Origin of the sequence: Serratia rubidaea (genome assembly GCF_016026735.1) — a bacterium.
Taxonomy (GTDB): domain Bacteria; phylum Pseudomonadota; class Gammaproteobacteria; order Enterobacterales; family Enterobacteriaceae; genus Serratia_B; species Serratia_B rubidaea.
Genome location: NZ_CP065640.1, coordinates 3,711,912 through 3,732,171, shown reverse-complemented (window position 1 = coordinate 3,732,171; position 20,260 = coordinate 3,711,912). Strand labels below are relative to the sequence as shown.

Genomic DNA, 20,260 nt, shown 5'->3' with positions numbered 1-20,260 from the left:
TTGCTCGTCATTCGCAGGCTAACAGACAAAAACTGCATCGAGCAGGCAACACGCCTTATCCGACGGTGCAAAAACTTTGGCGCCGCCGCGCCGATCGGCTATCATCGGCGGCCTGATTGACCAAGAGGGTATTATGTTGAAATTTATTGCCGCATCGGCGTTTAGCACGCCCGATAATGGCCAGTCCCGCCGTGAGGGACAGCTGAGCGACGGCCGCGCCGCCGCGGAAGTCCGCTTTGACGCCGGCGCCTTCGGTCAGTTGCAAAAGCGTGATGGCGCCGTGCAAATCCGGGTGATCGACGGCGAATTCGAATTTACCGTCGGCAGCGATATTCTTCTGCTGCAGGCTGGTGAAAGCGTGACGGTTGCGGCGCAGGTGCCCAGCGGCTGTTTCTGCCTGGCCGCCGGCACGCTGCTGGAAATCAGCGCCTTAGGTTAACGAGCGCGACGTTTTATTTACACCGTGATAATTTGCGCAACAAACTCGCCGCACCAGCGCGCATTTGCGCCACATCTGCTCTCTTTTTGACTAAACCTGCGCCAGTCATCGGTTTTTTGTTTTGTTTCCCACCCTGATGGCCTTATAATGCGCGCGTCTTTCAGTTGAATGGTTTCAGCCCTTGATCTGTGAAAACGCAATAACAACAATCTTATTTTCCGCACGTTTTCGCCGTATCCCCGCACGCCGGCGCGGGCTGAATTTTTCCGCCCCATTTCAGCCGTGGTCACCTATTCTTAACTATGCTCTGCCCTATCAGGCTCGACTCAAATTCCATACCGACGGTCTGACCGCCGGCTTTATTCGCTTTATTATCCATCACAACTTGTAGAAAAAATCGTCATGAAAAAGACCAAAATTGTTTGTACTATCGGTCCCAAAACCGAATCGGAAGAAATGCTGACCCAGTTGCTGAACGCCGGCATGAACGTCATGCGCCTGAACTTCTCACACGGCGACTATGAAGAGCACGGCAACCGCATCAAAAACATGCGTGCGGTAATGGCCAAGACCGGCACCACCGCCGGCATCCTGCTGGACACCAAAGGCCCGGAAATCCGCACCATGAAGCTGGAAGGCGGTAAAGATGCGGCGCTGGTGGCCGGCCAGACCTTCACCTTCACCACCGATCAGAGCGTGATCGGCAACAGCGATCGCGTTGCCGTCACCTATCCTGGCTTCGCCGCCGACCTGAAAATCGGCAACACCGTGCTGGTTGACGATGGCCTGATCGGCATGGAAGTGACCGATATCAGCGAAAGCGAAGTGGTGTGCAAGGTGCTGAACAACGGCGACCTCGGCGAAAACAAAGGCGTTAACCTGCCGGGCGTGTCCATCCAGCTGCCGGCGCTGGCGGAAAAAGACAAGCGCGACCTGATCTTCGGCTGCGAGCAAGGCGTGGACTTCGTCGCCGCCTCCTTTATCCGCAAACGTTCCGACGTGCTGGAAATCCGTGAGCACCTGAAAGCCCACGGCGGCGAGCAGATTCAGATCATCTCCAAAATTGAAAACCAGGAAGGCCTGAACAACTTCGACGAAATCCTCGAAGCTTCTGACGGCATCATGGTAGCGCGCGGCGATCTGGGCGTGGAAATCCCGGTGGAAGAAGTGATCTTCGCGCAGAAGATGATGATTGAAAAATGTAATCGCGCACGCAAAGTGGTCATCACCGCCACCCAGATGCTCGACTCGATGATCAAGAACCCGCGCCCTACCCGCGCGGAAGCCGGCGACGTCGCCAACGCCATTCTGGACGGCACCGACGCGGTTATGCTGTCCGGCGAGAGCGCCAAGGGCAAATACCCGCTGGAAGCGGTCAGCATCATGGCGACCATCTGCGAGCGCACCGATAAAGTGATGCCGAGCCGCATCGACAGCCTGAACGACACCCGCAAACTGCGCATCACCGAAGCGGTATGCCGCGGCGCGGTGGAAACCGCCGAGAAACTGGCGGCGCCGCTGATCGTCGTTGCCACCAGCGGCGGCAAGTCGGCCAAATCCGTGCGTAAATACTTCCCGGACGCCAACATCCTGGCGCTGACCACCAACGAAGTCACCTGCCACCAGCTGGCGCTGAGCAAGGGCGTGATCCCGCAGATGGTCAAAGAGATCGCCTCTACCGACGACTTCTACCGCATTGGTAAAGAAGCGGCGCTGGCCAGCGGCCTGGCGCAAAAAGGCGACATCGTGGTGATGGTTTCCGGCGCGCTGGTGCCGAGCGGCACCACCAATACCGCTTCCGTTCACGTGCTGTAATTTAAAAAGTGACAGAAATCTGCTGGACAAAACGCCGCTCTGCGGCGTTTTTTTTTACCTGAGTAAACGATATTTCCGAAAACGCAATAGCCGACGCGTCATTATTAAGGCAATAATGAATAGGAGCAGTCTGATGGAATCCGGCTGTTTTGCTTCACTTTTTTAACTATTGTGTAAAACAAGATGCAAGTTTGAGCGAACGATCAAAATAAAGCCCTCCAACGCAAAAAATTTATTCTCTTTCGAAAAAAGTTTGTGTAATACTTGTAACGCTACATGGAGATTAACTCAATCTAGAGGGTGTTATAATGAATCGTACTAAACTGGTACTGGGCGCTGTAATCCTGGGTTCTACTCTGCTGGCTGGTTGCTCTAGCAACGCTAAAATCGATCAACTGTCTTCTGACGTTCAGACTCTGAACGCTAAAGTTGATCAACTGAGCAACGACGTGAACTCTATCCGTTCCGACGTTCAAGCAGCTAAAGACGACGCAGCACGTGCTAACCAGCGTCTGGACAACCAAGCTCATTCTTACAAAAAGTAAGAGAGTTTCGGTAACTGAAAACGGCGCGCTCTGTGCGCCGTTTTTTTATGCCTGTCGTTCCCGCTTCGCCCGCCCTTTCCTGACATCCCCAGCCAATGAGATAAAAAAAAGCCCAGCGCCTGGCTGAGCTTTACCGTTTACGCGCGCTGTACGCTACTGTGCCTGGCTGATCGGCGCCGCCTGTGTCTCGGCCTGCTTACTGCCGCCAAACAGCTGTACCGACGGCAGAGGGACGTCTGCGGGGTTCTGCCCGACGCTCACCAGCACCGGCATGCCGGAGCGGCGCGTCATCGCGCTGTCAAACACCGACTTGTCCGTTTCTGCGCTATCGACGAATTTCTGCTGCGACTTGGACAGCGTAATCGGCATGGTCTGCGGATCGTCGCTTTCCACTTTCGACAGCGGCTGATGCACTTCCGCATAGCGCTTACCGTCCGGCTCCACCGATACCTTCACCGGCTCGTTGATAATCTGCACGCGGGTGCCCCTCGGCACGCTGTTGAACAGCGCTTCGATATCGTCAGGGCGCAGGCGGATACAGCCGGAGCTAACGCGCATGCCGATGCCGAAGTTGGCGTTGGTGCCGTGGATCAGATATTCCCCGTGTCCCATCGCCAGGCGCATGGCGAACAGCCCCATCGGGTTATTCGGCCCGGCCGGCACCACCGCCGGCAGCGTCTCACCCTTCGCCGCGTAGCGCTTGCGAATATTGGCGGTCGGCGTCCAGGTCGGGTTCGGGATCTTCTGGCTGACCGAGGTGACCTTCAGCGGCGTATGCATGCCGGTCTGGCCGATGCCGATCGGGTAGACAATCACCTTATCTTCCCCTTTCGGGTAGTAATACAGCCGCAGCTCCGCCAGGTTGACCACAATGCCTTCACGCTTGGTGTCCGGCAGCAGCATCTGCGTCGGAATGGTCAGCACCTTGCCCGGCTTGGGCAGGTAAGGATCGGTGCCGGGGTTGGCCTCCAGCATCCCCAGCAGGCCAATCTGGTATTTGGCGGCGATCGCCTCCAGCGAGAGACCCTCATTCGGTACGGTGTAGGTGGTATTTTCGCCAATCAGGCGGCTATTCGCCGGCGGCAACGGATATTCGGTCGCGTTAGCCGCCTGACTGCCGGCTAACACGGAGGCGAATAGTACGCCCATCAATGTCAACGCACGTTTCATACTCTTCCCTATTTTTCAGTACGGTTCGGCCACAAGGCTAACTGCCGCCGGTTTACGGGTAAATCAGACATTCACCTGTTTAATACTAGCAACGTTGGGTGTAAAGGCAATAAGTCGCCTAAAAATCAAGGTGTTATAACCTAACTCCAGGCAGGATTTGTCAAGATAACGTCAACAACTAAGCATTTGAAAAAACGTTGATTTGCGATGGACGGGGCTATTTGGCGGCGTTTTGTAAAGGCTCATTGACATAATCAATGAGCCGGTACGACGGGCGGGAAAAGTATTACAGCTGCGCGGCTTTTTGCCGGATGGCGCGGATCATCGCCTCCAGCCCCTGCGAACGCGACGGCGTCAGATGCTGGCTGAGCGCCAGATCGGCAAAGAAAGGACGTACGTCCAGCTCGACGATCTGCTGCGGCGTCAGGTCGCGGTAGACAATAAACACCACCGTCAGCAGGCCTTTGACAATCGCGGCGTCGCTGTCGCCGCTGAACTCGACCTGGCCCTGCGCGTTTTTGCGCATCAGGATCCACACCTGGCTCTGGCAACCCGAAATCAGGTTCTCCGGACGGTGCGCCTCCTCCGCCAGCGGCGGCAGGCGGCCGCCCAGCTCGATCACATACAGGTATTTCTCTTCCCAATTCAGGCAGCGTGAAAAATTACGCGCCAGTTTATCTTTATCCGGCAAGTTGGCCATCAGGCTTCCTATCGTTGTTCCGCCGCCGGGCGCTTAGCCCAGCAGCCGCTGAATTCGCTGCAGACCGGCCACCAGCCGATCCACTTCCTCGCGGGTATTGTACATCGCCAGCGAAGCGCGGCACATGCTCGGCACCTGATAAAACGCCATCAGCGGCATGGCGCAGTGGTGACCGGTGCGAATAGCGATGCCGTACTGGTCCAGGAAACTGCCGACGTCATAGGCGTGGTGCTCCCCCAGGTTGAAGGCGATCACCCCGGCGCGCTGCGCCGGCCCGTAGGCGCGCAGCTGCGGCACCTGCTGCAGCGCCTCCTGCGCATACTGCATCAGCGCCTGCTCATACTGCTGAATCTGCGCCAGCCCCAGCTGCGATACGTAGCTCAGCGCCGCGCCCAGCCCCATAATGCCGGCGGTATTGGGCGAGCCGGCCTCAAAGCGCCACGGCGCCTCGGCATAGGTGGTGCCCTGCGTCAGGCTGACCTGCTGGATCATCGAACCGCCGCCTTCCCACGGCGGCATCTGCTGCAGCAGATCGGCCTTGCCGTACAGAATGCCGATGCCCGACGGGCCGTACAGCTTATGGCCGGAGAATACGTAAAAATCGCAGTCCAGCGCCTGTACGTCCACCTGCTGATGCATCACCGCCTGCGCGCCGTCCACCAGCACTTTCACCCCGGCGGCGTGCGCCCGGGCGATAATGTCGTGCAGCGGGTTGACGGTGCCCAGCACGTTGGAGACCTGGGTAATCGCCAGCAGCCGGGTGCTGTCGTCGATCAGGCCGGGCAGATCGGCCAAATCCAGCGTACCGTCCGGCTGCAGCGGCCAGACGCGCAGCGTCACGCCGCGCGCCTGCGCCAGCATCTGCCACGGCACGATATTGGCGTGGTGCTCCATCTCGGTGATGATGATGCTGTCGCCCGGCTGCAGCAGGCTGCCGTAGCTGTTGGCCACCAGGTTGATGCCCTCGGTGGTGCCTTTGACGAACACAATCTCTTCCGCCGACGCGGCATTGATAAAGCGCGCCGCCTGTTCACGCACCGCCTCCATCTGCTGCGTCGCCTCGGCGCTCAGGCTGTGAATGCCGCGGTGCACCGCGGCGTAACCATGGCGGTAGAACGCCATTTCGCGCTCAATCACCGCCTGCGGCTTTTGCGCGCTGGCGGCGCTGTCGAGGTACGCCAGCGGCTGACCGTTGACCTCACGCGCCAACAGCGGAAAGTCCCGGCGCACCTGTTCAATCGGAAAACTCATACGGCCTCCCGCGGCAGGCGCTGTGCAATATGCGCCAACACCCGCTCGCGAATCACATCATTGCCGATGCCTTCGGTCAGTTCGGCGGCAAAGGCGAAGATAATCATCTGCTGCGCATCATGCTTGGCGATGCCGCGCGACTGCAGATAGAACAGCTGCTCTTCGTCGATGCGGCCCACGGTGGCGCCGTGGCTGCACTTGACGTCGTCGGCGTAAATCTCCAGCTGCGGCTTGGTGTCCACCTCCGCCACCTTGCCCAGCAGCAGGTTGTGGTTGGTCATCTGGCCGTCGGTCTTGATGGCGTGCTGCGCCACCTTGATCATGCCGTTAAACACCGCCCTGGCGCGGTCGCTGACCACGGTTTTATGCAGCTGACGGCTCTCACAATAGCCTTTGTTATGCTCCAGATAGCTGCGGGTATCGCAGATCTCTTTCCCCACCGGCAGCACCAGGCTGTTGAGCTGCAGATTGGCGCCTTCGCCGTTCAGCTGCGCGCTGGTGTTGTGCCGCGTCAGGCCGGCGCCCAGCAGGAAGCTGTCGCTTTTCACCCGCGCGTCGCGGCCAATCTTCAGGTCGTTATGGGCAAAGTGGTAGCTCGGCTGATTCTCAAACGCCAGCTTGCAGTGGTGCAGTTGGGCATTGTCGCCCACCGTCGCGGTCAGGCGCGCGCCGGTAAAGTGCGCGTGCTCATTCAGACTGACGTAATGTTCGATCACCTCCGCCTGCGCGCCGGCCGCCACCTCCAGGTGGTGGCGATGGTGCACGCTGTTGATCTCGCCGGCGCCGCTGCGCCCGCTGCTGATATGCAGCAGATAGAGCGGACGGGCGGCCACTTTGCCGGCCGGCAGGCGAATCAGGCTGCTTTCCGGCGCCAGGCTCTCGGTCAGGTGCAGGAAGATCTCCGGCTGAATCGGCTCCGGCAGCTGATACCCGGTCAGTTCCAGCTGGTAGTCGCCGAGATCGGCGTCGCTCAGATCCGCCTGATAGCGGCCGTCGACAAACACCAGCCGGTAGGCGTCGAGGGGCAGCGCCAGCTCGGCGCAGCGCTCGGCGCTCACCGCCGCCGGCTGCGGCGCATGGAACTGCTGCTCCAGCAGGCCGTCCAGCGGCGTATATTTCCAGTTTTCATGTTTGCGCGTCGGCCAGCCCAGCCGCAGCGCCTGCTGCCAGTTGGTCAGGGCATGCGGGGAGTGCTCACCGCCCTGCGCCTCAAACAGGCTGTAGAGCTGTTGCAGCGCGCGTGAATTATTGTTGGTCGGCAAGCCAGCCATAGCCCTGCTCCTCCAACTGTTTCACCAGAGAGAAATCACCGGATTTCACGATGCGCCCCTGGGAAAGTACGTGGACGTAATCCGGTTTGATGTAATCCAGAATACGCTGATAGTGGGTGACGATAATAAAGGCGCGCTTGCCGTCGCGCAGCGAGTTCACGCCGTTGGCGACGATTTTCAGCGCGTCGATGTCCAGCCCGGAATCGGTCTCATCCAGAATGCACAAATCCGGCTCCAGCGCGGCCATCTGCAGAATATCGTTACGCTTCTTCTCACCGCCGGAGAAACCGACGTTCACCGAGCGGCTCAGCAGGTCGGCCGGCATATCCAGCAGCGCGATCTTCTCTTCGATAAAATCGGCGAAGTCGAAACGGTCCAGCGCCTCCAGGCCGCGGTATTTGCGCACCGCATTGACCGAGGTCTGCAAAAAGAAATGGTTGCTGACGCCGGGGATCTCCACCGGGTATTGGAAGGCGAGAAAGACCCCTTCGCCGGCGCGATCTTCCGGATCCAGCTCCAGCAGGTCCTTGCCCTTAAAGGTGACGCTGCCGCCGCTGACCTCATACTCTTCACGCCCGGCCAGCGTCGCGGACAAGGTGCTCTTGCCGGAGCCGTTCGGCCCCATGATGGCATGCACTTCGCCCGGTTTAATCTCCAGACTCAGTCCTTTCAGGATCTCATTGTCTTCCGCGCTGACGCGTAAATCTTTAATACTTAACATGCTGTATCCTCAGGTGGCGTTGTCACGCCCAAAATCTTGTCGCTGCCGCCAAACCGGCAGGGTTAACCGACGCTGTGCTCCAGGCTGATGGCCAGCAGCTTTTGCGCTTCCACCGCGAATTCCAGCGGCAGTTCGGAGAAAACGTCCTTACAGAAACCGTTGACGATCATCGAGATGGCGTCATCTTCGCTGATACCGCGCTGCAGGCAGTAGAACAGCTGGTCATCACCGATTTTCGAGGTGGTGGCTTCGTGCTCCAGCTGCGCGCTGTTGTTGCGCGCCTCGACGTACGGGAAGGTGTGCGCCCCGCTGTCCGGGCCGATCAGCATCGAATCGCACTGGGTGAAGTTACGCGCGTTTTCCGCCCCCGGCAGGATTTTCACCAGTCCGCGGTAGGTATTCTGGCTGTGGCCGGCGGAGATGCCCTTGGCAATAATGGTCGATTTGGTGTTTTTGCCGATATGGATCATCTTGGTGCCGGTATCCGCCTGCTGATGGCCGCTGGTCAGCGCCACCGAGAAGAATTCGCCGATCGAATTGTCCCCCTGCAGGATGACGCTGGGGTATTTCCAGGTAATGGCCGAACCGGTTTCCGACTGGGTCCAGGACATTTTGGAATTAGCGCCTTCACACAGCGCGCGCTTGGTGACGAAGTTCAGGATGCCGCCTTTGCTTTCGCCGCCGGCGAACCAGTTCTGCACCGTCGAGTACTTCACCTCGGCGTCTTTATGCAGGATCACCTCCACCACCGCCGCGTGCAGCTGGTAGCTGTCGCGCACCGGCGCGGAGCAGCCCTCGATATAGCTGACGTAGCTGCCCTCATCGGCAATCAGAATGGTGCGTTCAAACTGGCCGGTTTTCGCCGCGTTGATGCGGAAATAGGTGGACAGCTCCATCGGGCAGCGCACGCCTTTCGGCACATAGACGAAGGTGCCGTCGGAGGCCACCGCGGCGTTCAGCGCCGCATAGAAGTTATCGTTAGACGGCACCACCCGGCCGAGGTACTGACGCACCAGCTCCGGATGTTCCTGAATCGCTTCGCCGAACGAGCAGAAGATCACCCCGCTCTCCGCCAGTTTCTCCCGGTAGGTGGTGGCGACGGACACCGAGTCGAAAATGGCGTCCACCGCCACTTCACTGCCCTCGCGCACCGGCACGCCCAGCTGTTCGAACGCCTGCTCCACTTCGCTGGTCAGGTAGCCGTTGTCGTTCAGCGCGGCGCCCGCCTGCTGCTCGGCCCCCGGCTGGGAGCCGCAGGCGTCGTCGCAGCTGCCGCAGGACGGCGCCGAGTAATAGCTGTAATCCTGATAGTTCAGTTTGTCGTAGTTGGCCTTCAGCCAGTGCGGCTCTTCCATCTGCAGCCAGGCGCGGTAGGCCTCGAGGCGGAACTCCAGCATCCACGCCGGTTCGTTGCGCTTGGCCGAAATCGCCCGCACCACCTCTTCGTTAATGCCTTTGGCAAGCTCATCGGTCTGCAGCTGGGTAAAGAAGCCTTCCTTATAGCGTCCCTCGCTGACCCAGGCCTGCACGTTATCAGGAACTTCTACATTTACATTGCTTCGTGTCATGGCGATCACATCACTCAAACGCCAAAGCTCTCGCCGCACCCGCAGGCGTGCTGAGCTTTGGGGTTATTGAACTTAAATATCTGATTCAGCCCTTCGCGGACGAAATCCACCGTGGTGCCGTCGATAAACGGCATCGCTTTAAGCGGCACGTACAGTCTGGCGCCGTCGCGCTCAAACAGCAGATCGTCGTCGGCCGGCTCGCGGGTCAGATCCAGCACGTAGCCGAAGCCGGCGCAGCCGGACTGTTTTACGCTCAGCTGCAGCCCTTTAACCTGCGGGTCCTGCTGCATCAGCTTGATAATTTGCTGCACGGCGCTGTCGCTGAGCGAAATGCCCTGCCAGGTCTGCTCGTCCAGCGAAAAAGTGCCAACATTTTCTGTTTGCATATGACCTACCTCTTACTGGTCTCTGACGAGACGCATCATCCTCTTCCCGTCGTGTTACACGCGACGCGCGCACGCTGCGCGGGATATCTGCCAGCCATGTTAGTGATAATGATTATCACTTCAACCGTTGGTTTTGCAGGGGTATCGCCCCAGCGCACCAATTTTCCCTCTTCCGGCCGGCAAGCTACGCGGACACCTGCCGCCACCACGGCCGACCTTCGGCGCAAGCTCATCGCTAATCAACTGAATAACATAAACTTTATTTACCCCTACGCCGCCTGACGCGCTGTCCCGTTTTGCTGCCGTGCGCGTCCTGGGACGCTGCCTTAAACATTCATAGAAAATACCTATTTCTGCGTGCTGTCTGGTTTAAAAATGCCCTCGCACGCCAAAACGCCACCGGCATCACGCCGGCGGTAAATTTCCCTTACAGGTTAAAGTTTAGTCGCTCACGGACAAATGGATCGTCGTGCCCTGAGTGCCGGCGCAGGAAAAAAATTTATCACGGATGATTGATCGCCGCCGCGGCTGCAAATATGATAATGATTATCATTTACTTTATCAGGCGTAGGCGAATGAATATCTCGATGAATGCATGGCTGCTGGGCAAGATTGATGACTACAAATTCAGTATCCGCGACGCCACGGTGGATTTCTATATGGCGGAAGCAGCGCTCAAGCGGCCGACGTGCAACGTCGACCACCTGAAGCGTTATAACAGCGTCTGTCTGAATATGGCCAATCTGTGTCTGGAAAACGGCGATGACGACAGCTACCTGCACGCCCTCAGCAAGCTGCATAACCGGCTGATCGTCGAGATCAACAACCCGCAGCGCTGTCAGCTGTTTCGGGTGCAGAGCTACCATTTTGCGCGCCATACCCTGACGCTGATCTGTCAGAAATACGCGATGGAGGGAACCTGGGAAAAGGCCAACGCCTATCAGAAGGACTTCGTCAAACGCGTGCCCTTTCAGCTGTAAGGGCGCGGCATAAGGCCCGGCGCTGACGCCGGGCCGTGACGTGTTATTCAATCACCGCCGTAGTCAGGCGGGAGATACAGCACAGCTTGTCGCGCTTGTCGAAAATCTCGATCTGCCAGACCTGATTGCGCCGCCCGGCGTGCAGCGCGCGGCAGACGCCGCGCACCCGGCCGTCGAACGCCGGCCGCAGGTGGTTGGCGTTGATCTCCACCCCTACCACCTGCTGGTCGCCGGTGGTGCACAGGTAGCCGGCCATCGAACCCAGCGACTCCGCCAGCACCACCGACGCGCCGCCGTGCAGCAGGCCGAACGGCTGCGTGGTGCGCGGGTCCACCGGCATGGTGGCTTCCAGAAAATCATCGCCGATGTGGGTAAATTCAATCCCCACATGGCCCACCATGCAGCCCTCACCGGAACGGTTTAACTGTTCCAGCGTTGTCTCTCGTTTCCACAGCTTCACGCAATCATCTCCAGCAGCGCCTGTAATGGATGCCGCACGCCGTTGCCCTCAATCCGTTTGACCTGGCTGCGGCAGGAATAGCCGGTAGCCAGGCAACGTTGACGCGGCAACCGCTGCAGCGCCTGGTGCCATGATAACTCATAAATCCCGAGCGAATTTTGCAGGTTCTTGCTTTCATGGCCGTAGGTGCCGGCCATGCCGCAACAGCCCACGCTGACGTTTTCCAATTTGGCGCCGAAGCGGGCGAAGATCGACGCCCACTGCTGGCTGCTGGCCGGCAGCGCGGTAGTCTCGGTGCAGTGGCCGAACAGATACCAGGCTTCGCCGGTCGCCGGCTGCTCGGCCCGCTCCGCCAGCAGCGTCTGCAGCCATTCATGCACCAGCTGTACGCGGAAGTCGCCGCGCGACTCGCCGAGGATCTCCTGGTACTCATCGCGGTAACACAGCACCAGCGCCGGATCGACCCCGACCAGCGGCATGCCCAGCCGGGCGACGCGGTTGAGGAAATCGGCGGTCTTGCGCGCCGTTTTGGCGAAGCGCGTCAGGAAGCCTTTCACGTGCTGCGCCTTGCCGTTCGGCGAGAACGGCAGCAGCACCGGCCGATAGCCGAGTTTTTCCACCAGCCGGACAAAATCCGCCACCACCACGGCGTCGTAATAGCTGGTGAACGGATCCTGCACGATCAGCACATACTGGTCGCGCGCGGCATGCGGCAGCGCCTCCAGCTGTTCAAGCGTCATATTGATCGCCTGATGGCCGGACAGCTGCTGGCGCAGCGTCGGGCTGGACAGCAGCGGCACATCGACCATACCGATGGCGTTACGATTGAGATCGCGCAGCCACGGCTGCTTCAGGAAGAAGTTGAACACCTTCGGCGCCTTGGCCATCAGCGGCGCATAGCTCTCCACGCCGGCCACCACGTAGTCGCTGGCGGGGCGCAGATAGCGCGTGTGGTACAGCTGCAGAAAGCGCGAACGGAACCCCGGTACATCGATTTTGATCGGGCACTGGGTGGAGCAGGCTTTACAGGCCAGGCAGCCGGACATCGCCGCTTTCACCTCGTGCGAGAAGTCATACTCGCCCTTACCGGCGTACCAGCTGTTGCGCGTTTTTTCGATCAGGTTGCGGAAGCTCATGCGCTGCTGCGGCAGCTGCTGCTCCAGCTGTACCGGATCGACGCCCTGCTCGCTCAGCAGGCGCAGCCATTCGCGCACCAGCGCGGCGCGCCCCTTCGGCGAATGAATGCGGCTGCCGGTAATTTTCATCGACGGGCACATCGGACTGCGCGCGTCAAAGTTAAAGCACAGGCCGTTGCCGTTGCACTCCATGGCGCCGCGGAAGGAGCTGCGCACGGCGATCGGAATGCGGCGATCCAGCGTGCCGCGTTTTACCGCGTCTACCTTCATCATCGGCGCATCGACGCCGAGCGGCGGGCAGATTTTGCCGGGGTTCAGGCGGTTGTCCGGATCGAACGCCGCCTTGATGCGGCGCAGCTCTTCATACAGCGCCTCGCCGAAGAACGCCGGGCTGTATTCGGCGCGGAAGCCCTTGCCGTGCTCGCCCCACAGCAGACCGCCGTACTTGGCGGTGAGCGCCACCACCTCGTCGGAGATCTGCTTCATCAGCATCTCCTGCTGCGGGTCGCACATATCCAGCGCCGGCCGTACGTGCAGCACCCCGGCGTCAACGTGGCCGAACATGCCGTAGCTGAGGCCGTGGCCGTCAAGCAGCTGGCGGAATTCGGCGATATAGTCCGCCAGATGCTGCGGCGGCACGCAGGTGTCTTCCGCAAACGGAATCGGTTTGGCCTGCCCTTTGGCGTTGCCCAGCAGCCCGACCGCCTTTTTGCGCATGCCGTAGATCCGCTCGATGCCGGCCAGATCGCCGCACACCTGGTAGCCGATCACGCCGGCCTGCCGCTCCGCCATCAGCGCGTCCAGCCGCTGACACAGCGAGTCCAGCTGCTGTTCAATCAGCGCTTCGTCATCGCCGGCGAACTCGACGATATTCAACCCCAGCATCTCTTGATCCGGCACGTCGGCGATCAGCTCGCTGACCGAGTGCCAGACAATATCTTCCCGCGCCAGGTTCAGCACCTTGGAGTCGATGGTCTCCACCGACAGCGCCTTGGCCTCCACCATAAACGGTGCGTTGCGCAGCGCCGAGTCGAACGAATCGTATTTGACGTTCACCAGCCGGCGTACTTTAGGCAGCGGCGTAATATCCAGCCGCGCTTCGGTGATAAACGCCAGCGTGCCTTCGGCACCGGTCAGAATGCGCGTCAGATCGAAGGTCTGCAGATCGTCGCTCAGCACGTGGCGCAGGTCATAGCCGGTCAGAAAACGGTTGAGCCGGGGGAATTTCTCCAGGACCAGCGCGCGCTGGTCGCGGCAGCGGTTCAGCACGGTGTGGTAGATGCGCCCTTCGGCGGTTTGTTCCTGAGCAATCGTTTCCGCCAGCGTCGTCGGCATAGCGCGGGTGTCGATCATATCGCCGCCCAACAGCACCGCACGCAGGCCCAGAACGTGGTCGGAGGTTTTACCGTACACCAGCGAGCCCTGCCCGGAGGCGTCGGTATTGATCATGCCGCCCAGCGTGGCGCGGTTACTGGTGGAGAGTTCCGGTGAGAAGAAGTAGCCGAACGGCTTGAGGTATTGATTGAGCTGGTCTTTGATCACCCCGGCCTCAACCCGTACCCAGCCCTGCTCCAGATTAATATCCAGAATGCGGTTCATATGGCGCGACATATCCACCACGATGCCGCTGTTGAGCGACTGGCCGTTGGTGCCGGTGCCGCCGCCGCGCGGGCTGAAGGTCAGCGTATTGAAACGCTCCTCGCCGGCCAGACGGGCGATCAGCGCCACATCGGCGGTTGAGCGTGGAAACAGCACCGCCTCCGGCAGCAGCTGATAAATACTGTTATCGGTCGCCATCGTCAGGCGATCGGCATAGCTGGTGGCGATATCGCCGTTAAATCCGTTGTGCTTTAACGCTTCCAAAAAATCCAGCACCCGCTGAACCAACCCGGGCGCCTGAGCTATTTGTGGGATCATTGCTTTTGTAGACCCTGTCCGTCTCGTTTTTATGCGCTGATAAACGCGGAATCAGGTCCGTCGCGGGCCTGCCCTAAATTTTTGTTATCGCTATCTATGCCCTGCATAGTTCGAGTTACAGGAAGGCGGCAAGAGAAGGAGTTCCGCTGAGCTTGCTGCGGCAAGCGATCGGCTGACTGAACGTAGCCAACACGTCTGTAACTGGAAGTATGACGGGCATACACGACATATTGAAATGGATATTCAGGAAAAACAAGCGGAACGGGCCACCTTTAGGCAAACGCTTGCCGGATCGGATAAAACATCGTCGTCGCCAAAAAGGCGGTACGCCAGAGCAGGTATTCCACTTCCCCTCGATGGCACTCTCATCAGTATTAATTATCTGTCTCTCTGTGAAATTTAACCAAAATGCATCATGATTAATGGGAACAACGGAATCTATCCCCCGTCATGCGCTGGCGGGCGGGTACTACCAACCATAGGATGAGAGCCTTTCATGACACTCCCACAACCTCGTTACGATTTACCAAGGCTAATTTTTGGCGTGCTGTTTATTGCCATTATGATCATCGCCTGCTTCTGGGTGGTGCAGCCCTTTATACTCGGCTTTGCCTGGGCCGGCATGGTGGTGATCGCCACCTGGCCGGTGCTGCTGAAACTGCAGAAGCTGCTCTGGGGACGACGCTCGCTGGCGGTGCTGGTGATGACGCTGCTGCTGGTGCTGCTGTTCGTAATGCCGATTGCGCTGCTGGTTAACAGCGTGGTGGACAACAGCGCGCCGCTGGTCGCCTGGGCCAGCACGCCGGGCAAGGTACATATTCCCGATCTGGCCTGGCTGCATGCGGTGCCGATGATCGGCGACAAGCTGTATGACAGCTACCACACGCTGATCCAAAGCGGCGGCGGCGCGCTGATCGCCAAGGTTCAGCCCTACTTCGGCCGCACCGCGACCTGGTTCGCTTCGCAGGCGGCGCATATCGGCCGCTTCCTGATGCACTGTTCGCTGATGGTGCTGTTCAGCGCGCTGCTGTACGCCCGTGGTGAACAGGTGGCGCTGGGTATCCGCCACTTCGCCGTGCGCCTGGGCGCCGAGCGCGGCGACGCCGCCGTGCTGCTGGGCGGCCAGGCGATCCGCGCCGTGGCGTTGGGCGTGGTGGTCACCGCGCTGGTGCAGTCGGTGCTGGGCGGCATCGGGCTGGCGATCGCCGGCATTCCGGCGGCGGTGCTGCTGGCGGTGCTGATGTTTATCTTCTGCGTCGCGCAGCTCGGCCCCCTGCCGGTGCTGGTGCCGGCCATTATCTGGCTCTACTGGAGCGGCGACACCACCTGGGGCACCGTGCTGCTGGTCTGGAGCTGCGTGGTGGGCACGCTGGACAACTTCCTGCGGCCGATCCTGATCCGTATGGGCGCCGATTTGCCGATGGTGCTGATTCTGTCCGGCGTCATCGGCGGCCTGCTGGCCTTCGGCATGATCGGGCTGTTTATCGGTCCGGTGGTGCTGGCCGTCTCCTACCGTCTGCTCACCGCCTGGATGAACGAAACGCCGGAGCCGACCGCCGACCTGGAAGAAGTCGCCAAAGATTTGGAAGAGATGTAATTCAATCGCGCCTGCCCGCAATGGGCAGGCGCATTGACAGCATTAATCTCATTCCCCCCCCCTCAGGCCAATCCGTATTAATATAAAACCTATTTTGTCACACCGAACGTCACGTTAATAAACATGCTGAAAGAATACATGTTCCATTGCGCTAAATAAGAAAAAAAAATAGGCATTTAATGATTCAAATTTCAATTATTAGGACAAATCTTAATGACTAAATCGCGCTAAGTGCTTAGTATCATTGCCATATCTTACTTTAACTCGCTGAAGCCAAGCAAGTTTCCGAACAATGTAATGCCATACATATGAATTGCTGTGTGTAGTCTTTGCCCATCTTTATGATGGGCTTTTTTTTATTCTATTTTTCAACGCCATTATTTTCTCACCCCAGCCAAGTTACATTCGGAAATAAAATAGCCGCAACAAAGTTGCGGCTATGGCATTATTCTTAATTTAATTAAAATGGCTTATTTTTGTTGCGCCAGATTAATCCAGGTCTGCACCACGGTATCCGGGTTCAGCGACAGGCTGTCGATGCCCTGCTCCATTAACCACGCGGCAAAATCTTCATGGTCGGAAGGCCCCTGCCCGCAGATGCCGACGTATTTGCCGTGGCGTTTGGCCGCCTGAATCGCCATCGCCAGCAGCGCTTTCACCGCCTCGTTGCGCTCATCAAACAGTTCCGACACCACGCCGGAGTCGCGGTCCAGCCCCAGAGCCAGCTGCGTCATGTCGTTGGAGCCGATGGAGAAGCCGTCAAAGTGCTCAAGGAACTGGTCCGCCAACAGGGCGTTGGACGGGATTTCGCACATCATGATCACTTTCAGGCCATTTTCGCCGCGTTTCAGCCCCTGCTGCGCCAGTTCGGCCACCACCGCTTCCGCCTGCGCCACGGTACGGACGAACGGCACCATGATTTCGACGTTGGTCAGCCCCATGTCGTTACGCACGCGTTTCACCGCTTCACACTCCAGCGCAAAGCAGTCGCGGAAGCTGTCGGAAACATAGCGACCCGCACCGCGGAAGCCCAGCATCGGGTTCTCTTCGTGCGGTTCGTATTTGTCGCCGCCGACCAGGTTGGCGTACTCGTTGGATTTAAAGTCGGACAGGCGCACGATCACCCGCTTCGGCCAGAACGCGGCGCCCAGCGTCGCAATGCCCTCCACCAGGCGGCCGACGTAAAACTCGACCGGATCGTCGTAGCCCTGCATCATGCCGCGGATTTCCGCCTGCAGTTCCGGCGTCTGCTGGTCAAACTCCAGCAGCGCGCGCGGGTGCACGCCGATCATGCGGTTGATGATAAACTCCAGACGCGCCAGGCCGACGCCTTCGTTCGGCAGGCAGGCGAAGTCGAACGCCCGATCCGGGTTGCCGACGTTCATCATGATTTTCAGCGGCAGCGCCGGCAGTTCGGTCACTTCAGAGCTCTGCACGCTGAATTCCAGCTCATCCTGATAGACATAGCCGGTGTCGCCTTCGGCGCAGGAAACGGTGACCTTCTGGCCGTCTTTCAGCAGATCGGTGGCGTGGCCGCAGCCCACCACCGCCGGGATGCCCAACTCACGCGCGATAATCGCCGCGTGACAGGTGCGGCCGCCGCGGTTGGTGACAATCGCCGCCGCCTTCTTCATGATCGGCTCCCAGTCCGGGTCGGTCATATCGGTCACCAGCACGTCGCCCGGCAGAATGCGATCCATTTCACTGATGTCGTGGATCACCTTCACCGGGCCGGCGCCGATGCGGTGGCCGATAGCACGCCCTTCCACCAGCACGCTGCTGCTGCCGTTCAGCTGGTAGCGTTCCATTACCTGGCCGTTGGAGCGCACGGTCTCCGGACGCGCCTGCACGATCAGCAGCTTGCCGGTATGGCCGTCTTTGGCCCACTCGATATCCATCGGGCGGCCGTAGTGTTTTTCAATCAGCATCGCCTGGTGCGCCAGCGCCTGCACTTCGTCGTCGCTGAGGGAGAAGCGGTTGCGCTGCTCGTCCGGCACGTCTTCGATCTGCACCTGCTTGCCGTGATCCTGCGACGGCGCGTACACCATGCGGATTTTCTTCGAGCCGAGGTTGCGGCGCACGATGGCCGGCTTGTTGTTCTGCAGCGTCGGCTTGTGCACGTAGAACTCATCCGGGTTCACCGCACCCTGCACCACCATTTCGCCCAGGCCGAAGGCGGAGGTGATAAACACCACCTGATCGAAGCCGGATTCGGTGTCGATGGTGAACATCACGCCGGAAGAGGCCAGATCCGAACGCACCATGCGCTGTACCCCGGCGGACAATGCCACGCCGCGGTGATCGTAGCCCTGATGCACGCGGTAAGAGATGGCGCGGTCGTTAAACAGTGAGGCAAACACGTGTTTAATCGCCACCATCACGGCGTCGATGCCCTGCACGTTAAGGAAGGTTTCCTGCTGGCCGGCAAACGAGGCGTCCGGCATATCTTCAGCGGTGGCGGAGGAACGGACGGCAAACGAGGCCTCCGCTTCGCCGTCGGCCAGCTGCTGGTAAGCCAGAGTGATTTCGCGCTCAAATTCCGGGTGGAACGGCGTATCAATAATCCATTGGCGGATCTGCGCGCCGGCCTGCGCCAGCTGCGTGACGTCGTCAACGTCGGTGTTATCCAGCAGTTGGTAAATGCGTTGGTTAACGCCGCTTTGTTCCAGGAAATCGTTAAACGCCTGTGCGGTGGTGGCAAAACCGTTTGGCACGGCCACGCCCAGATCGGAAAGATTGGTGATCATTTCACCGAGCGAGGCATTTTTGCCGCCAACGCGGTCAACATCGTTCATGCCAAGCTGGTTATACCAAAGCACATTACGCAAGTCTGGGCCATTGTTGGGCATCGAGACAATCCTTATTGCTATCAGTAGGGTATAGACGGACTTTAGGCTGCGCATCGGCTGAGCACCCTGCCGACATAAATGCCGGGCCGGTTATTTCGCGTTGCTCATCGCTTATGGGGCCTGAGCGCAGCCTACTTCAATTGCGTTAACTGCTCGTTGGTTTGAGCGTAACCAGACTAGCACAATCATTCATGAGAAATGGAAAGGTGAATCGTTCAACCCAATGAAGAAAATGGATTTTAAGAGTATTACCCAAGTGAAATATTACGCGTGGTATCGTTCCCTTTTTGGTCAAGCGCGTTTTATTTCAATAAATTACATAATATTTAAACTTTAAATTGAAAAACTGCCCCCGCCGACGCGAGGAAGCTCGCTTTTCCGCCCCCGCGCCCTCTTTGCGGCCAGGATTAATATTTCATAAAAACAGAAAAAGGGTTTCAGACGGCAATCGGCTGCCGATTATTCCTATTTTGCCCCGCCGCTGCCCATTCCCTGAGCAAGCGTCTCTTGTCGTCACACTTTTTTTGTTAGCCTCTTTACCGCCGAATCATCTGGAGCCCATTATGCTTAACCTTCAGGCAGCGCTATTGCCGCAGCAGCAGGATTACTGTTTCTCAATTAAGGAGTCACGGGTGGAAAGAAGCGTTTTCTATATTTCGGACGGCACCGCCATTACCGCAGAGGTATTGGGCCATGCGGTGCTGTCGCAGTTTCCGGTCACGGCGACCACCTATTCGCTCCCGTTTGTCGAAACCGAAGCGCGGGCGCGCGCCGTCAGCCAGCAGATCAACGCCATTTACCAGCAGACCGGCGAACGCCCGCTGGTGTTCTATTCGATTATTTCGCCGGAAGTGCGTCAGGTGATCGTGCAGAGCGAAGGCTTTTGCCAGGATATCGTGCAAGCGCTGGTCGGCCCGCTGCAGCAGGAGCTGAATGTCGATCCGACGCCGGTGCCGAACCGCACCCACGGCCTGACCGCCAGCAACCTGGGCAAATATGACGCGCGCATCGCCGCCATCGACTACACCCTGGCGCACGACGACGGCATCTCGCTGCGCAATCTCGATCAGGCGCAGGTGATCCTGCTGGGCGTCTCCCGCTGCGGTAAAACCCCCACCAGCCTCTATCTGGCGATGCAGTTCGGCATCCGCGCCGCCAACTACCCGTTTATCGCCGACGATATGGACAACCTGCAGCTGCCGGCGGCGCTGAAACCCTTCCAGCATAAACTGTTCGGCCTGACCATCGATCCGGAACGGCTGGCCGCCATCCGCGAAGAGCGGCGGGAAAACAGCCGCTACGCCTCGCTGCGCCAGTGCCGGATGGAGATTGCCGAGGTGGAGGCGCTGTTCCGCAAAAACCAGATCCGCTACCTCAACAGCACCAACTATTCGGTGGAGGAGATTTCCACCAAAATCCTCGATATCCTCGGCATGAGCCGTCGCATGTTCTGAT

At 59.0% G+C, this 20,260-nt stretch carries 16 protein-coding genes; 6 read left to right on the top strand and 10 right to left on the bottom strand.

All coding sequences use genetic code 11. The features are described 5' to 3' along the window. The first annotated feature begins 133 nt into the window (after positions 1-133). The 3 genes from I6G83_RS17485 (at position 134) to I6G83_RS17475 (ending at position 2,799) form a co-directional block, all read left to right on the top strand. On the top strand, positions 134-439 hold the full coding sequence (locus I6G83_RS17485) for a cupin domain-containing protein (RefSeq protein ID WP_054306140.1): 306 nt from the start codon (positions 134-136) through the stop codon (positions 437-439). A 402-nt stretch (positions 440-841) separates the two neighbouring features. Next, the gene (gene pykF / locus I6G83_RS17480; RefSeq protein WP_054306136.1) at positions 842-2,254 is read left to right on the top strand and encodes a pyruvate kinase PykF; all 1,413 of its coding nucleotides are present in this window, start codon (positions 842-844) and stop codon (positions 2,252-2,254) included. Between the two features lie 308 nt (positions 2,255-2,562). Next, a complete protein-coding gene (locus tag I6G83_RS17475; protein ID WP_015672157.1) occupies positions 2,563-2,799 on the top strand; it encodes a major outer membrane lipoprotein in 237 nt (78 codons plus the stop codon). Between the two features lie 153 nt (positions 2,800-2,952). Here the strand turns inward: I6G83_RS17475 and I6G83_RS17470 are convergent, their stop codons facing one another. The 7 genes from I6G83_RS17470 to sufA all read right to left on the bottom strand — a co-directional run bounded on the left by I6G83_RS17470 (position 2,953) and on the right by sufA (position 9,866). Beyond that, positions 2,953-3,969 carry a L,D-transpeptidase family protein gene (locus I6G83_RS17470; RefSeq protein WP_054306135.1) on the bottom strand — a complete coding sequence of 339 codons (1,017 nt, stop codon included), beginning with the start codon at positions 3,967-3,969 and terminating at the stop codon, positions 2,953-2,955. Positions 3,970-4,255: 286 nt separating this feature from the next. Next, a complete protein-coding gene (gene sufE, locus I6G83_RS17465) occupies positions 4,256-4,669 on the bottom strand; it encodes a cysteine desulfuration protein SufE (protein WP_015672155.1) in 414 nt (137 codons plus the stop codon). 33 nt (positions 4,670-4,702) lie between these two features. Beyond that, on the bottom strand, positions 4,703-5,920 hold the full coding sequence (sufS, locus tag I6G83_RS17460) for a cysteine desulfurase SufS (protein WP_054306134.1): 1,218 nt from the start codon (positions 5,918-5,920) through the stop codon (positions 4,703-4,705). Then, positions 5,917-7,191 carry a Fe-S cluster assembly protein SufD gene (sufD, locus tag I6G83_RS17455; RefSeq protein WP_054306133.1) on the bottom strand — a complete coding sequence of 425 codons (1,275 nt, stop codon included), beginning with the start codon at positions 7,189-7,191 and terminating at the stop codon, positions 5,917-5,919. Before sufD ends, sufS begins: the two co-directional genes overlap by 4 nt. Further along, positions 7,166-7,912, bottom strand: a complete 747-nt coding sequence (gene sufC, locus I6G83_RS17450; RefSeq protein ID WP_015672152.1) for a Fe-S cluster assembly ATPase SufC — start codon at positions 7,910-7,912, stop codon at positions 7,166-7,168. Before sufC ends, sufD begins: the two co-directional genes overlap by 26 nt. Positions 7,913-7,974: 62 nt before the next feature. Then, the gene (gene sufB, locus I6G83_RS17445) at positions 7,975-9,480 is read right to left on the bottom strand and encodes a Fe-S cluster assembly protein SufB (RefSeq protein WP_054306139.1); all 1,506 of its coding nucleotides are present in this window, start codon (positions 9,478-9,480) and stop codon (positions 7,975-7,977) included. A 14-nt stretch (positions 9,481-9,494) separates the two neighbouring features. Next, positions 9,495-9,866 carry a Fe-S cluster assembly scaffold SufA gene (gene sufA / locus I6G83_RS17440; protein ID WP_015672150.1) on the bottom strand — a complete coding sequence of 124 codons (372 nt, stop codon included), beginning with the start codon at positions 9,864-9,866 and terminating at the stop codon, positions 9,495-9,497. A gap of 575 nt (positions 9,867-10,441) precedes the next feature. Here sufA and I6G83_RS17435 point away from each other — a divergent pair. Next, entirely contained in the window at positions 10,442-10,846 is a 405-nt protein-coding gene (locus I6G83_RS17435) for a hypothetical protein (protein ID WP_015672149.1), read from the top strand. Positions 10,847-10,889: 43 nt separating this feature from the next. On the opposite strand, the gene menI is transcribed toward I6G83_RS17435, so the two are convergent. Together menI and ydiJ are read right to left on the bottom strand one after the other, a co-directional pair. Beyond that, positions 10,890-11,306, bottom strand: a complete 417-nt coding sequence (menI, locus tag I6G83_RS17430; RefSeq protein ID WP_054306132.1) for a 1,4-dihydroxy-2-naphthoyl-CoA hydrolase — start codon at positions 11,304-11,306, stop codon at positions 10,890-10,892. Further along, complete coding sequence (ydiJ, locus tag I6G83_RS17425) at positions 11,303-14,359, bottom strand: D-2-hydroxyglutarate dehydrogenase YdiJ (RefSeq protein ID WP_054306131.1); 3,057 nt, start codon at positions 14,357-14,359, stop codon at positions 11,303-11,305. The genes menI and ydiJ overlap by 4 nt, the downstream gene beginning before the upstream one ends. Positions 14,360-14,855: 496 nt before the next feature. On the opposite strand from ydiJ, the gene ydiK reads away from it, so the two are divergent. After that, complete coding sequence (ydiK, locus tag I6G83_RS17420) at positions 14,856-15,956, top strand: AI-2E family transporter YdiK (RefSeq protein WP_015672144.1); 1,101 nt, start codon at positions 14,856-14,858, stop codon at positions 15,954-15,956. Positions 15,957-16,426: 470 nt separating this feature from the next. On the opposite strand, the gene ppsA is transcribed toward ydiK, so the two are convergent. Then, on the bottom strand, positions 16,427-18,805 hold the full coding sequence (gene ppsA / locus I6G83_RS17415; protein ID WP_015672143.1) for a phosphoenolpyruvate synthase: 2,379 nt from the start codon (positions 18,803-18,805) through the stop codon (positions 16,427-16,429). 632 nt (positions 18,806-19,437) lie between these two features. Here ppsA and ppsR point away from each other — a divergent pair. Further along, positions 19,438-20,259, top strand: a complete 822-nt coding sequence (gene ppsR / locus I6G83_RS17410; RefSeq protein ID WP_041412082.1) for a posphoenolpyruvate synthetase regulatory kinase/phosphorylase PpsR — start codon at positions 19,438-19,440, stop codon at positions 20,257-20,259. Position 20,260 lies beyond the last annotated feature (1 nt).